Origin of the sequence: Arthrobacter echini (assembly GCF_008107445.1) — a bacterium.
Lineage (GTDB): Bacteria > Actinomycetota > Actinomycetes > Actinomycetales > Micrococcaceae > Arthrobacter_D > Arthrobacter_D echini_A.
The window spans coordinates 238210-251116 of the sequence record NZ_VSLD01000003.1 but is presented as its reverse complement, the minus strand read 5'-3'; the positions used below and the strand labels follow the sequence as shown (position 1 = coordinate 251116).

The window sequence follows — 12907 nt, the reverse complement described above, 5'->3', positions numbered from 1 at the left end:
CCATGACCGCCACGCTCTCGCCGTCCCCACCGCCCACCGCTCCCGCGCCTGCGGCACCCCGTCATCCCGTCGACCCCTGGCACTGGGCGGTGTCGGGAGCGGTCCTCCTGGCCGTCCTCGCGGCCGCCACGAGCCTGAACGGCGTCGTGGAGCCGTGGACATGGCTCCTACCGCTGGTCCGGATCATCGTTCCGGTGCTGCTCGTGACGTCGCTCGTACGGACACTGCGCCCGGGCGGTCACCTCGCGACCCTCGCGGGTGTCCTCGCGCTCGCGGGATCCCTCGTCGGGCAGTTCCTCCCGGCCCAGAGTGTCCTGGCCGTGATCCCGGCTGCTGGCGCCCGGGCCGAGCTCGGGAGACTAATGGCGCAGGCGGGCGAGACGGTCGCGTCACAGGTGGCCCCCGTCGGGGCGGATCCGGGCATCCTCCTGGTGCTGTGCTCGGTGCTCGGGATCATCGCGCTGCTTGTCGACGTCCTCTCGACGACGCTCCGCAGGCCCGCGGTGAGCGGTCTCGCCCTGATCGTGGTCATGGTCCCTCCTGCGATCGTCAAACCGGCCGGCGTCGGCATCTTCTCCTTCGTCCTCACGGTCCTCGGCTTCCTCCTGCTCCTGGCCCTGGCCCAGTGGCGCGAGAACCGGATCGCCGCCGGCGGGGCCAGGGCGTCCTCGGGCTTCGTCGGCCGCAGTGCCGTCATCGGCGCCGTCGCCGTCGTCGTGAGCGTCCTCGTGCCCCTGGTGGTCCCGGGCTTCACCTCCGGAGCCTTCCCGCAGGGTGCGCGCCTCAATGTCTGGGGTACCGCCTCGGGCCTGAATCCCGCCGTGACGCTGGGAAGCGACCTGCGCAATCCCACCGGGTTCGGGCGCATCACCTATGCCACGAACGCGCAGACCGCGCTGTACCTGCGCGCGGTGACCCTGGAGGACTTCAGCGGCCGCCGGTGGGAGCCCGACCAGCGGATCAACGGCCGGGAGACCGGGGTGGACACGATCGGGACGGAGCGGGGGACGACCGACAGCGCGTCCGGGCCCACGATCTACACCCGCATCACCACGCAGAGCTTCGCGAGCCCGTGGCTCCTGGCGCCGTACGCACCGGAGGGCGTCATCGGCCTCGCCGGCAACTGGTCCTGGGATCCGGCGAATCTGTCGGTCCTCGCCACGGACGGTGGCTCGACGGCAGGTCAGGACTACCTCGTCCGGAGCCGCTCACAGACACCGACCGCGGAGGAACTCGGGGCGGTCCGATCCTCGGACGACGCCCCCGTCCCCGGGGTCTTCTCCGAACTCCCCGGCGACACCCCGGAGATCGTCCGCACCACCACGGAGGACGTCACCGGGGAGCTGGACGGCCCGTACCAGAAGGCCCTCGCCATCCAGGACTATCTACGCGGGCCGTCCTTCACCTACTCGGTCGAGGCGCCCGTGGAGGGCGGCTACGACGGCAGCGGGATGAGCGTGATGGCACGGTTCCTCGAGGCGAGGTCCGGCTATTGCGTGCACTACGCAGGGACCATGGCCGTCATGGCACGGGCCGCCGGCATCCCCAGTCGCGTGGCGATCGGCTACACCCCGGGAGCTCCGACGGGCGATGTCGAGGTGGGCCCCGGCGGCCTGGAGCTGAAGGAGTTCGAGGTCGATTCGCGCAATGCGCACGCCTGGCCGGAGCTGTACTTCGAGGGAGCGGGGTGGGTCCGCTTCGAGCCGACCCCCTCGCGCGGCGTCGTCCCGGCCTACGCCCAGCAGGCCCCCACGCCGGGCGTGAGGGCGGACGATTCCGATGCCCTGGACCCGCGCGGAGTATCGGGCGCAACGGGCTCCACGGACGCAGCGACTGCCCCTGCCGACGAGGCGGCCGGGACCCGCTCCGAGGCGGCCGGGACCGGCATGCTGACCGGCCTCCTCGTGGCATCGGCCCTGGTGCTGCTGGTGCTGCCGTTCCTCCTGCGCACCCTCAGGACTCTCTCGAGGCGCCGCATCGTCTCCGGCACGAGCACGTCGGCACGCCAGGCGGCGGCCGCGGCCTGGGCGGAGACGACGGCGACCGCCGTCGACCTCGGACATCCGCGCGTACCCACCGACACACCCCGTGTCTTCGCGCAGCGGCTGGCGCGGGACGCCGCACTCGACGACAGCTCCGCGGCGTCGCTCTCGCGGCTACGGAACGCCTACGAGCAGGCGGAGTACGCCCGCCCGGCCGGCGCGGTCACCGGGACCGGCCGGACTGCTGGGGCAGCGGTTCTGCAGGGCGCGGTGGCGGAGCACGCAGCACCGGAGGACGTCGCGACGCAGGGCTGGGCCGACGTCGGGATCGTCACCCGTGCGCTGCGACGCAACAGCACGCGCTCCGCCCGACTCGGGGCCCGAGTGCTGCCGCGGTCACTTTGGGACGGCCTCAGGGCCCGCCGCTGACCCAGGGGCAACGACGGGCCCGGCCGCCGTCAGGATGCGTGCGGATCGGCGATGCCGACGTACTGCGTGTAGAGGTACTCCTCAATACCCTCCGCGCCACCCTCACGGCCCAGGCCCGACTGCTTGACCCCGCCGAAGGGAGCCGCCGCATTCGAGATGACGCCGGCGTTCAGGCCCAGCATGCCCACCTCGAGCCGCTCGCCGATCCGCAGGCCCCGATTCAGGTCGCGCGTGAACACGTAGGCCACCAGGCCGTACTCGGTGTCATTGGCCAGTTCCACGGCCTCGTCCTCGGACGCGAAGGTGACGATCGGGGCGACGGGCCCGAAGATCTCCTCCTGGAGGATCCTCGACGTCGGTGCCACATCCGTGAGCACCGTGGCCTCGTAGAAGTACCCCTCCCCCGGGACGGGCGATCCACCGGTCACGGCCTGGGCGCCGTCGGCCACGGCCGCCGTGACCAGCTCGTGGACCTTGTCGCGGCTCTTCGCGTCGATGAGCGGACCGAGCTTCGACTCGTCCTCGGTGCCGCGCGCCGTCGTCATGGTCCTCATGCGTCCGGCGAGGGCCTCGGCGAAGTCGTCCGCCACGGACTCGTGGACGATGAAGCGGTTCGCGGCGGTGCAGGCCTCACCCATGTTGCGTAGTTTGGCGAGCATCGCGCCCTCCACGGCGGCATCCAGATCCGCGTCCTCGAACACGACGAACGGAGCGTTGCCGCCGAGCTCCATGGAGGTCCGGAGCACATTGGCCGAGGCCGCCGAGAGCAGGCTGCGTCCGATCGGCGTCGATCCCGTGAACGAGAGCTTGCGCAGGCGGGAGTCCTCGATCAGCGGACCCGTGACACGGCCCGCGGTGGTGGTGGTGACGATATTGAGTACACCGTCCGGCAGACCTGCTTCCTGCAGGACCGCTGCGAACAGGGCGCTGGTCAGCGGCGTGAGTGCGGCCGGCTTGAGGACCATGGTGCAGCCGGCTGCGATGGCCGGTGCGATCTTCCGCGTCGCCATCGCCAGTGGGAAGTTCCACGGCGTGATGAGCAGGCAGGGTCCCACCGGCTTCTTGTTCACCAGCAACCGCGACTTCCCGTCCGGCGCCACCGAGTACCGGCCGGAGGCTCGTACGGCCTCCTCGGAGAACCAGCGCAGGAATTCCGCGCCGTACGTCACCTCTCCGCGCGCCTCGGCTAGCGGCTTGCCCATCTCGAGCGTCATGAGCAGCGCGAACTCGTCCGCCCGTGCGGTCACGAGGTCGAAGGCGCGCCGCAGGATCTCACCGCGCTCACGCGGCGCGGTCGCCGCCCAGCCGGCCTGCGCGGCGACGGCCGCGTCGAGGGCGGCCATGCCGTCCTCGGGCGTCGCGTCAGCAATGCTCAGCAGCGTCTGACCCGTCGCCGGATCCTGGACGTCGAACGTTGCTCCGGAGGACGCCGGACGCCATGCGCCGCCGATGAGGAGGCCCGTGGGCACCTTCTTGAGCAGTGCCTTCTCCTGGTCGATGGTGACAGCCATTCTGAGCTCCTTCGCGAACAATCCGGGCGCCCCCGAGGGGCATTCCCGCTCACGCTAACGCCGGGCCCGGACACTGTCCACTGGAGGATGCACCATACTGGCCAGCCTTCATTGGACAGCTGCACAGCACGCGTCAGCGGGAGGCGATCACCGCGGCATAGAGTTCGCGCTTGCTCACGCGCCGCTCGGCGGACACTGCGGCCACGGCGTCCTTGAGTCGCATACCGCCGTCGAGCAGCACCGTGACCTCGGAGACGTGGTCCTCGGGACGGGTGGGTGGGGCGTCGGCAGCACCGGCGACGACGACGGCGAGCTCGCCGCGGACCTCGCCATCCTGTGCCCACTGCAGCAGGTCGAGGAGGGAGCCGCGGATCACCTGCTCGTGCACCTTCGTGAGCTCCCGCGCCACGGCGGCCTGCCGGTCCGAGCCGAACTCCTGCTGCAGCGAGCGCAGCATCGCCTCGAGGCGATGGGGGGCCTCGAAGAACACCATGGTGCGTCGCTCGGACACGAGGTCGGCGAGCCGACCGGCCCGCAGGCCCGCCTTGCGGGGCAGGAAGCCCTCGAAGCAGAATCGATCGGTCGGGAGTCCGGACAGGGCCAGGGCCGCCAGAACGGCAGAGGCCCCGGGCACCACGGTGAGATCGAGGTCCTCCTCGACGGCGGCCCTGACGAGGCGGTACCCGGGATCCGAGACCGCGGGCATCCCGGCATCGGTGACCAGCAGCACGGTGGCGCCGTCCCGGACGAGATCGAGGAGTTCGGGGGTCCGCTCCGCCTCGTTGTGCTCGTGGTAGCTGATGACCCGACCGGACAGACCCACCCCCAGCCCCTGGAGCAGTCGGTGGAGACGGCGGGTGTCCTCGGCGGCCACCACGTCGGCGGTCTGCAGGAGTCCGATCAGGCGTTCGGTCGCGTCGCCCATGTTGCCGATGGGAGTGGCCGCGAGGACCACGCGGCCCCGTCCGCTGCCGTCCCCGGTCGTCCCCCGGTAGGCCGTGCCCACTGCGCGGGAGGTGTCCGGCGTCGCCCCGGCCGCAGCTGCTGCACCGCTGTCCGCTGTGTCGGACCCGCCATCGACGGGGTCGCCCACCGCGGAGCCTGGCGGACTGGCGGGAGCTAGTGGCTGGTTCACCGCTCCAGCCTAGCCCCGTACACGGGATAGGAGCGGCGCCTGCCGTCCCCGGACGGGCTGCGCCGGTACCATGACGTGGTGAGTCACACCGCCGTCCCGCCCCGACGGATCAGCCCGGGGCAGAGAGGATCCTGGGTCGTCGCTCCGGCGCGGGCGTTCGCGCTGGATGCCCTGGGCGCCCGGCTCCTCGGCCCTCCCACGAGCGGTGGTTCCCTCCGCTGGATCCTGCCCGTCCTGACGGCCGTCCTCGCGGGTGTCCTGCGCTTCGTGAGGCTGGGTGAACCCGGGTCCCTCGTCTTCGACGAGACGTACTACGTCAAGGACGCCTACTCCCTGCTGCTCTCCGGGTACGAGCGCGAGTGGCCGGAGGACGCCGACGAGTCGTTCAACGCCGGTCGGCCCCAGGTGCTGCTGGACTCCCCCGACTACGTGGTCCATCCGCCGGTCGGAAAGTGGATGATCGCCCTCGGCATGCTGGCGTTCGGCTCCGACAACGCCTTCGGCTGGCGCTTCTCGGCCGCCGTGGTCGGGACGCTCTCGGTCCTCCTGCTCGCCCTCGTGGCGCAGCGCATGTTCGGCTCCGCAGCCCTCGGTGGCGCGGCCGGTCTCCTCCTCGCCGTGGACGGCCACCACCTGGTCGAATCCCGCACCTCGCTGCTCGACATCTTCCTCAGCTTCTGGCTGCTCGCCGCGTTCGCCGCCCTCCTCGTGGACCGCGACGACGGCCGGCGCCGCCTCGCCCGCCGTCTCTCGGCCCTCGCCGGACGAACGGGCGACGGTCTGCCCTCCGCCCTGCAGCTGGCGTACGGACCGTTCCTGGGTTTCCGTCCCTGGCGCCTGATGGCCGGGATTTGCCTCGGCCTGGCGCTGGGCACCAAGTGGTCCGCGCTGCCCTTCATCGCGGCCTTCGGCCTGCTGACCGTGGCCTGGGACCTCAGCGCCCGTCGGATCGCCGGCATCCACCGGTGGTTCGTCGGTGGCGTGGTCCGGGACGGGATCCTGGCGTTCGTGTGCATCGTCCCGGTGGCACTCGCGACCTACCTGGGAAGCTGGACCGGCTGGTTCCGGTCGGACGACGCCTACGACCGGCACTGGGCCGAGCAGAATCCCTCGACGCCGTGGGGCTGGCTGCCGGATGCCCTGCGGTCCCTCGCGGAGTACCACCGCAGCGCCTACACCTTCCACCGGGGACTCGGCTCGGACCATCCCTACGAGGCCAGCGCGTGGTCCTGGCTGGTGGTGGGACGGCCGACGTCGTTCTTCTACGAGAAGCCGGGCGGCTGCGCGGCGGACGCCTGCTCCCAGGCGGTGACGGTGCTCGGCAATCCGCTGATCTGGTGGAGCGCGGCGCTGTCCCTGCTCGTCCTGCTCTTCGCCTGGGTGGGACGCCGCGACTGGCGCGCGGCAGGCATCCTCAGCGGTGTGGCCGCCGGGTACCTGCCCTGGTTCCTGTACCCGGAGCGCACCACCTTCTACTTCTACGCCGTGGCCTTCGAACCGTTCCTGGTGCTCTCGCTGGTGTACTGTCTCGGCCTCGTCCTGGGCCGCGCGGACGCGTCGGGGCACCGCCGTCGACGCGGCGTCCTCCTGGTGGGGCTCTTCCTGGCCACCGCCGTGGCCCTCTCGGCCTACTTCCTGCCGATCTGGACGGCCGAGATCATCCCCTATGACGAGTGGCGTTCGCGGATGTGGCTGCCGAGCTGGATCTGATCGATTCCGCTGCCGGTCGGGGTCGGTCCGGGTCAGGAGTTCTCGAGCGCCTCGCGGAAGCGGGTGTATTCCTCCTCCTGCGCCAGGATGGAACGCTCCCGTCGGACCTTCGTGGGCCAGCTGACGATCAGCGTGAGGATGGTGGCACCGAGCACGAGGATCCCGACCGTGAGTGCCGAGTCCGACCAGAACTGCTCGGGGAACAGACGGATCAGGGTGTCGTCGACCCGGAAGGTCCACGTGCCGTCGGGGAAGAACACCGCGTGGACCTGCGTGAAGAACGCCTCCCAGGCCAGGACGGCCAGGACGGCGAGGACGGCTCCCCCGACCAGGGTCAGCACCGCTCCGGCGAAGAGGGCCCTCCGGACGCCGCCGCGGTAGTGTCGCGCCAGATGGACACAGGCGAGGACGGCGAGGACGGCGAGGACCAGGCCGAGCAGGAATCCGACGCCGAGGACCCCCTTCACATCGGCCATGTGACCCACCTCGGAGTCGAGGAACAGGTCCTTCCCGTCGCTCGACACGAGCCCGCCGAGGTACTGCGGGGGTGCGAAGTTCAGGACGTAGTCGAGGGCGTAGGAACCGTAGGTCATCCGCTCCTCGAGGGAGAATCCGAAGCGATCCGCCGGGAACCCTGGCCGGTGGTACTCGAACCACAGGAAGGACGAGGTCGCGACGATACGCACGGCTGCCGCCACGACGATCACGGGGAAGAACAGGGCGACGACGACCTGGAGGAAGCGCGGGAAGGCGGGCTTCGCAGCCACTGCATGGTCGCGGACCGCGGCGCGGCGCACCGCGTCCCTGTCCGCCTTCCGACCGGTGACCGGGCCGTCCCCGGCGGCAGTCCACCCTGCGGTGTCCTCGGACCCGGGGGTGCCGTTTAATGCGGCTGCGTCGGCGGACCCGGTGTCTTCGAACCCGGTTCTGTCGAATGCGGCGGTGTCGTCGGACGCGGCGGTGCCGTCTGATGTGGCGGTGCCGTCGGACGCGGCGGTGTCGTCGGACGCGGCTGCGTCCCCGATCCCGTCCACGCGCGGATCCCCGGCTGCGGGGACTCCGGCGTCGTTCGAACGGGTCCTGTCGGTGTCTGCCACTGCCGTTTCTCCTCCTGGGTGCCACCGGTTCTGCTTCCGGCCCTCCCGACACTACCCGGACACCCGCCGGCGGGACCGGCGTCGGCGGGTGCGCCGGCCCGCGTGTTGCCGGCGCCCTACGCGGTGATGAGGCCGTCGCCGCGATCAACGGGGTCGAGGTCTCCATCGTGCCCGGCCAGCACCGCACGCCGCCCGAGGACCAGCGTGTAGGCCCAGTAGCCGGCGAAGACCAGGAAGCCGATGGTCAGTCGCAGCCAGGGAGGCAACCCACTCGGCGTCACGAAACCCTCGACCAGCCCGGAGACGAGCAGCACCAGGACCAGTCCGAGTGCCACGGTGATCAGTGCGCGCCCTTCCTGCGCGAGCGCCTCGGAACGCCGACGCCGCCCCGGAGCCACCCAGGCCCAGAAGATCCGCAGGCCGGCAGCCGTGGCGACGAAGATGGCCGTCAACTCCATGAAGCCGTGCGGCAGGATGTAGACGAAGAAGACGTCGAGCCGGTCATAGGACGCCATCATCCCCGCGGCCAGGCCGATCCCCTGTGCATTCTGGTAGAGGATGTAGACCGGCCACACACCGGTCACGCCGAACGCCACCGCCTGGACCGCGAGCCATGCATTGTTCGTCCACACCAGACCGGCGAAGGACGCAGCAGGATTCTCGGAGTAGTAGTCCACGAAGTCCTGCTGCACGTACTGGCGCAGTTCCTCGTCGGTGCCGAGCGCCCGGATCACGCCGGGCGTGCCCAGGACCCAGCCCGCATAGAGCCACGCCACGACGCCGAACAGCACGCCGACGACGACGGTGAGCCACCGGATGCGGTAGAAGGCGGCCGGCAGGGACAGCACGAAGAAGCGGGCGATGTCCTCCATGGCGTTCGATCTCGCCCCCGTGAAGCGGGTCCTGGCCCTGGACAGGCGCATGGACAGCGCTCCGGACACGGCGCTCTCCGGGTCCACCGAGCGGATGATCGACAGGTGCGTCGACACGCGCTGGTACAGCACGAGCAGTTCGTCCGACTCCGGCCCCGAGAGCCTGCGCTGCCTGACCAGCTCGTCGAGGCGCTGCCAGTCCCTGCGGTGCACTTCGATGAAGGCATCCACGTCCATGGCCCAACCCTATAGTCAGTGGGCCCACCACCTGTGGCAGACCCGGCGGACACGGCGGACGAGGCGCGACGGCTCCGTACAGGCGCTGCACAGAGCTAGGCTGGGCGTCGAGACGGTGGTCCCATGACCGCCGAGGCACCACGAGCACCCGGACGGAGGCGCATGAGTCCAGTGGTCACCGGTGAGGCGGTCGTCCTCGAGCTCAGACCGGCAGGGTTCGCCGCCCGGGGGCTGGGCGCGATGATCGACATCGTTGCCCAGCTGGCGCTGGCGCTCCTCCTGCTGCTCCTGATCGGCAATGTCTTCGGCGGAGTGCTGGACACCGCTCTCACCACGGCGCTCCTGCTCGTCGTCGTGCTCCTGCTGCTGGTGGTCGTGCCGGTGACCGTGGAAACCCTCACGCGGGGCAAGTCCTTGGGGCGCCTCGTGCTGGGGCTGCGCATAGTGCGCGACGACGGCGGTGCCGTGCGCTTCCGTCAGGCCTTCATCCGCGCGCTGGTGGCGGTCCTGGAGATCTACCTGCTCGCCGGGTCGCTCGCGTTCCTGGTGTCCCTGTTCAACGAGCGGTCCAAACGTCTGGGCGACCTGCTCGCCGGGACCTATGCGATGCGGGAACGGACGGTGGTACCACCGCGGGCGATCGTCACCATGCCGCCGGGGTTGCAGCAGTGGTCCGGGACCGCGGACATCGGGCGCCTGCCGGATCCGCTGGCCCGCAGGATGTCGCAGTTCCTCGCCCAGGCACCGAAGCTCACGCCGCGGGCACGGCAGGCCGTGTCCCTCGACCTCGCCACCGAGGCGGGGCGGTACGTCTTCCCCCGGCCGCCGGACTCCACGCCTCCCGAGGAGTTCCTGCGGGCCGTGATCTCGTCGCGCCGGGATCGTGACTACGCGGCGCTGAGGCGACAGCGTGAGCGCGCCGATGCGACGGCGGCGAGAATGCACCGCCTGCCGTACCCCTAGCGGTACCGGCGGCCGCGGGCGGCTCGTCCGGGGGATGTACCGCCTAGGGCTGGCCGACCCACTCGTCCCACGACACGTTCCAGTCGCCGAAGCCGTCGTCCACGAACATGGGCCCGTAATCGGTGTTGAGGATCTCCACCACATCGCCCGGACCGAAGGTCCTGTAGAAGTACTCGGCCCCCTCCGGGGACATGCCGATGCAGCCGTGGGACACGTTCACCTCGCCCAGGGCCACCTGCGCCGCGGGCAGCGCCTCGTGGACGAAGGCGCCGCCGTTGCTCAGCCGGCTCGCATGCTTGACGACGGTCGGCGGGTAGTAGTCCGGGTCACCCGGATGGAGTCCGATGGACTCCGCCGTGAACCGGGTGGTGCCGTAGTTCTCCATCACGACCATGTAGCCCTCCGTGGACGGCCACGCATCCGTTCCGAGCGTCACCGGGAACGTCCGGTCCAGGGTGCCGTCGAGGTAGACCTTCATGGTCTTGGTGGCGTTGTCCACCACGGCCAGCCGTGTGTTGTGCGTCTTCACGGTCATCGTCGTGTCCCCGTTGCCGATCATGCCGTTGCCGAAGTCGACGCCGAAGAGATCTGTGCGGACGGTGATCGTGCTGTTCGGCGCCCAGAAGCTCTCGGGCCGGTACCGCACCACCGTGTCCGATACCTTGCCCGTCCTGTCCGGCAACCAGTAGAACGCGCCCTCCTGGCCGCTCGTGCTCGTGACGGTAATGGCCTTCTCGACCGCATCCCGGTTCGTGACCGGCTCGCTGAAGGTGAACTCCAGCGGCTGGCCGGTGCCGACCGTGCTGCCGTCCAGCGGGAACATCGCGGCGTCGGCCTCGTTGGCCGGCTCGACCGTCGTGAAGGTGGACCCTCCACGCTGCGCCTGCCCGGCGGAGTCGAGCACGCTGTAGCTGACCGAGTACTCGGTGTCGAAGGCGAGGCGCTCCGTCGTCGTCCAGGTGTCCGTATCGTCCGAGAGCTCACCGGCCACGGACGTGCCACCTGAGGTCGGTCGCACCTCGACGGCCTCGAGCGTCGCACCCGAGACCGCGACCGTGGCTCCGGTTGCGGGGTTGACGCCCGACGCCGCGTCGGCCGGCGTGAGGTCGACCGCGTACTCGGCGGCCGGCCGCGGCGCTGGCGATTCCGACCCGGGCTCAGGCGTGGGCGGCGTCGAGGGAGCCTGTGGTGCGGACGGCGACGCTGACGGCGGTGACGACGGTGACGACGACGACATGCCGCCGTCGCTCCCCACCTGAGTGTCGGAGGATCCGACGCAGCCCCCCACGAGGAGCGTCGCAGTGCAGACCGCCGCGATCCTCACACCTCTGCGTCGTGCGACGCCCCCACCTGATCCCTGTGTCATCGACCTGCTCCCCCTGTATGTTCCGGCACCGTCCCACGACGACCTGCGCGGATTCGCACCCGCTGACTGGTAGCGGCACTGTACCGCTACCGGTCTAGTAGCGGTACTGGTCCGACTTGTACGGCCCGGCGACGTCCACATCGAGATACTCGGCCTGGCCCTTGGTCAGTTCCGTGAGCTCGACCCCGAGCGCGTCGAGGTGCAGGCGCGCCACCTTCTCGTCGAGGATCTTCGGCAGCACGTAGACCTCGTTCTCGTACTCCTGGTTCCCCTCCGCATCCTGCTGCCCCACCTTCGTGTAGAGCTCGATCTGGGCGATGGTCTGGTTCGCGAACGAATTGCTCATGACGAACGACGGGTGGCCGGTCGCATTGCCCAGATTCAGCAGCCGTCCCTCGGACAGCATGATGATCGAGTGCTCGTCGACACTCCCATCGAGGTTCGCCGGGATGACCCACTCGTGCACCTGGGGCTTGATCTCGATCCTCTCGATCCCCGGCAGGCGGGAGAGCCCCGCGAGATCGATCTCGTTGTCGAAGTGGCCGATATTGCCCACGATGGCCTGATGCTTCATCCGCGCCATGTGCTCGGCCATGATCACATCCTTGTTGCCCGTGGTGGTGATGAAGATGTCGCCCTGCGCCAGGACACTCTCGAGTGCCGCGACCTGGTAGCCGTCCATGACGGCCTGCAGCGCGCAGATCGGGTCGATCTCGGTGACGATCACTCGGGCGCCCTGGCCGCGGAGCGCCTCGGCCGCGCCCTTGCCCACATCGCCGTAGCCGCACACGACGGCGACCTTCCCGCCGATCAGCACGTCCGTGGCACGATTCAGGCCGTCGGGCAGCGAATGGCGGATCCCGTACTTGTTGTCGAACTTCGACTTCGTGACGGAGTCGTTGACGTTGATGGCCGGGAACAGGAGATTGCCCTGGGCCGCGAGCTGGTAGAGACGGTGCACGCCCGTCGTCGTCTCCTCGGTGACGCCCTTGATGCCGGCCGCGATGGTGGTCCATTTCTGCGGCTCGGACTCGAACGTGGCGCGGACCGTGTCGAGGAACACCGTGTACTCGTGCGAGTAGTCGGCGTCGCCCTCCTGCGGGCCCGCCGGTACGGCGCCGAGGGCCTCGAACTCCGCGCCCCTGTGGACCAGCATGGTGGCGTCGCCGCCGTCGTCGAGGATCATGTTCGGTCCCAGACCGTCCGCCTGGCCCGGCCAGGTGAGGATCTGCGTGGCCGTCCACCAGTAGTCCTCGAGGGTCTCGTTCTTCCAGGCGAAGACGGGGACACCGGCGGGTTCCTCCACGGAGCCGTGTCCGACCACGACGGCGGCCGCAGCCTCGTCCTGCGTGGAGAAGATGTTGCAGGATGCCCAGCGCACCTCGGCCCCGAGGGACGTCAGCGTCTCGATGAGGACAGCGGTCTGCACGGTCATGTGCAGCGATCCCGCGATCCGGGCTCCCGCCAGCGGTTGCGCATCGGCGTACTCGGCCCGCAGCGCCATGAGCCCGGGCATCTCGTGCTCCGCGAGCCTGATCTGGTGGCGTCCGGCCTCCGCGAGCGAGAGATCGGCAACTTTGTAATCGAACGTCATGGTCTGCTGTT

9 protein-coding genes are annotated in these 12907 nt (G+C 70.1%); 3 read left to right on the top strand and 6 right to left on the bottom strand.

Annotation, left to right across the window (positions count from 1 at the left end; all coding sequences use genetic code 11):
- Positions 1-2: 2 nt before the first annotated feature.
- Positions 3-2411, top strand: coding sequence for a transglutaminase TgpA family protein (locus FQ377_RS08205; protein ID WP_148600759.1), 2409 nt, complete (start codon positions 3-5; stop codon positions 2409-2411).
- Positions 2412-2440: 29 nt separating this feature from the next.
- Here the strand turns inward: FQ377_RS08205 and FQ377_RS08200 are convergent, their stop codons facing one another.
- Both FQ377_RS08200 and rsmI read right to left on the bottom strand, forming a co-directional pair.
- Positions 2441-3922, bottom strand: coding sequence for an NAD-dependent succinate-semialdehyde dehydrogenase (locus FQ377_RS08200; protein WP_148600758.1), 1482 nt, complete (start codon positions 3920-3922; stop codon positions 2441-2443).
- Between the two features lie 133 nt (positions 3923-4055).
- A complete protein-coding gene (gene rsmI, locus FQ377_RS08195) occupies positions 4056-4928 on the bottom strand; it encodes a 16S rRNA (cytidine(1402)-2'-O)-methyltransferase (RefSeq protein ID WP_262364365.1) in 873 nt (290 codons plus the stop codon).
- A gap of 207 nt (positions 4929-5135) precedes the next feature.
- Here rsmI and FQ377_RS08190 point away from each other — a divergent pair, with 207 nt between their 5' ends.
- Positions 5136-6767 (top strand): dolichyl-phosphate-mannose--protein mannosyltransferase, encoded by a 1632-nt coding sequence (locus tag FQ377_RS08190; RefSeq protein WP_262364346.1) that lies wholly within the window; start codon positions 5136-5138, stop codon positions 6765-6767.
- A 32-nt stretch (positions 6768-6799) separates the two neighbouring features.
- Here the strand turns inward: FQ377_RS08190 and FQ377_RS08185 are convergent, their stop codons facing one another.
- Both FQ377_RS08185 and FQ377_RS08180 read right to left on the bottom strand, forming a co-directional pair.
- Positions 6800-7864, bottom strand: coding sequence for a lipoprotein intramolecular transacylase Lit (locus tag FQ377_RS08185; protein ID WP_148600756.1), 1065 nt, complete (start codon positions 7862-7864; stop codon positions 6800-6802).
- Positions 7865-7980: 116 nt separating this feature from the next.
- Positions 7981-8973, bottom strand: a complete 993-nt coding sequence (locus FQ377_RS08180; protein WP_148600755.1) for a stage II sporulation protein M — start codon at positions 8971-8973, stop codon at positions 7981-7983.
- Positions 8974-9135: 162 nt separating this feature from the next.
- Here FQ377_RS08180 and FQ377_RS08175 point away from each other — a divergent pair, with 162 nt between their 5' ends.
- A complete protein-coding gene (locus tag FQ377_RS08175; protein WP_148600754.1) occupies positions 9136-9936 on the top strand; it encodes an RDD family protein in 801 nt (266 codons plus the stop codon).
- A 43-nt stretch (positions 9937-9979) separates the two neighbouring features.
- Here FQ377_RS08175 and FQ377_RS08170 read toward each other — a convergent pair whose 3' ends face one another.
- Both FQ377_RS08170 and ahcY read right to left on the bottom strand, forming a co-directional pair.
- Positions 9980-11302: a L,D-transpeptidase gene (locus FQ377_RS08170; RefSeq protein WP_148600753.1), complete on the bottom strand. Its 1323-nt coding sequence runs from the start codon at positions 11300-11302 to the stop codon at positions 9980-9982.
- Between the two features lie 94 nt (positions 11303-11396).
- Positions 11397-12896, bottom strand: a complete 1500-nt coding sequence (gene ahcY / locus FQ377_RS08165; protein WP_148600752.1) for an adenosylhomocysteinase — start codon at positions 12894-12896, stop codon at positions 11397-11399.
- Between the last annotated feature and the right edge of the window lie 11 nt (positions 12897-12907).

Coding starts and splice junctions, on each gene's coding strand:
- FQ377_RS08205 (WP_148600759.1), top strand. CDS start 3: ATGACCGCCACGCTCTCGCCGTCCCCACCGCCCACCGCTCCCGCGCCT.
- FQ377_RS08200 (WP_148600758.1), bottom strand. CDS start 3,922: ATGGCTGTCACCATCGACCAGGAGAAGGCACTGCTCAAGAAGGTGCCC.
- FQ377_RS08180 (WP_148600755.1), bottom strand. CDS start 8,973: ATGGACGTGGATGCCTTCATCGAAGTGCACCGCAGGGACTGGCAGCGC.
- FQ377_RS08175 (WP_148600754.1), top strand. CDS start 9,136: ATGAGTCCAGTGGTCACCGGTGAGGCGGTCGTCCTCGAGCTCAGACCG.
- FQ377_RS08170 (WP_148600753.1), bottom strand. CDS start 11,302: ATGACACAGGGATCAGGTGGGGGCGTCGCACGACGCAGAGGTGTGAGG.
- ahcY (WP_148600752.1), bottom strand. CDS start 12,896: ATGACGTTCGATTACAAAGTTGCCGATCTCTCGCTCGCGGAGGCCGGA.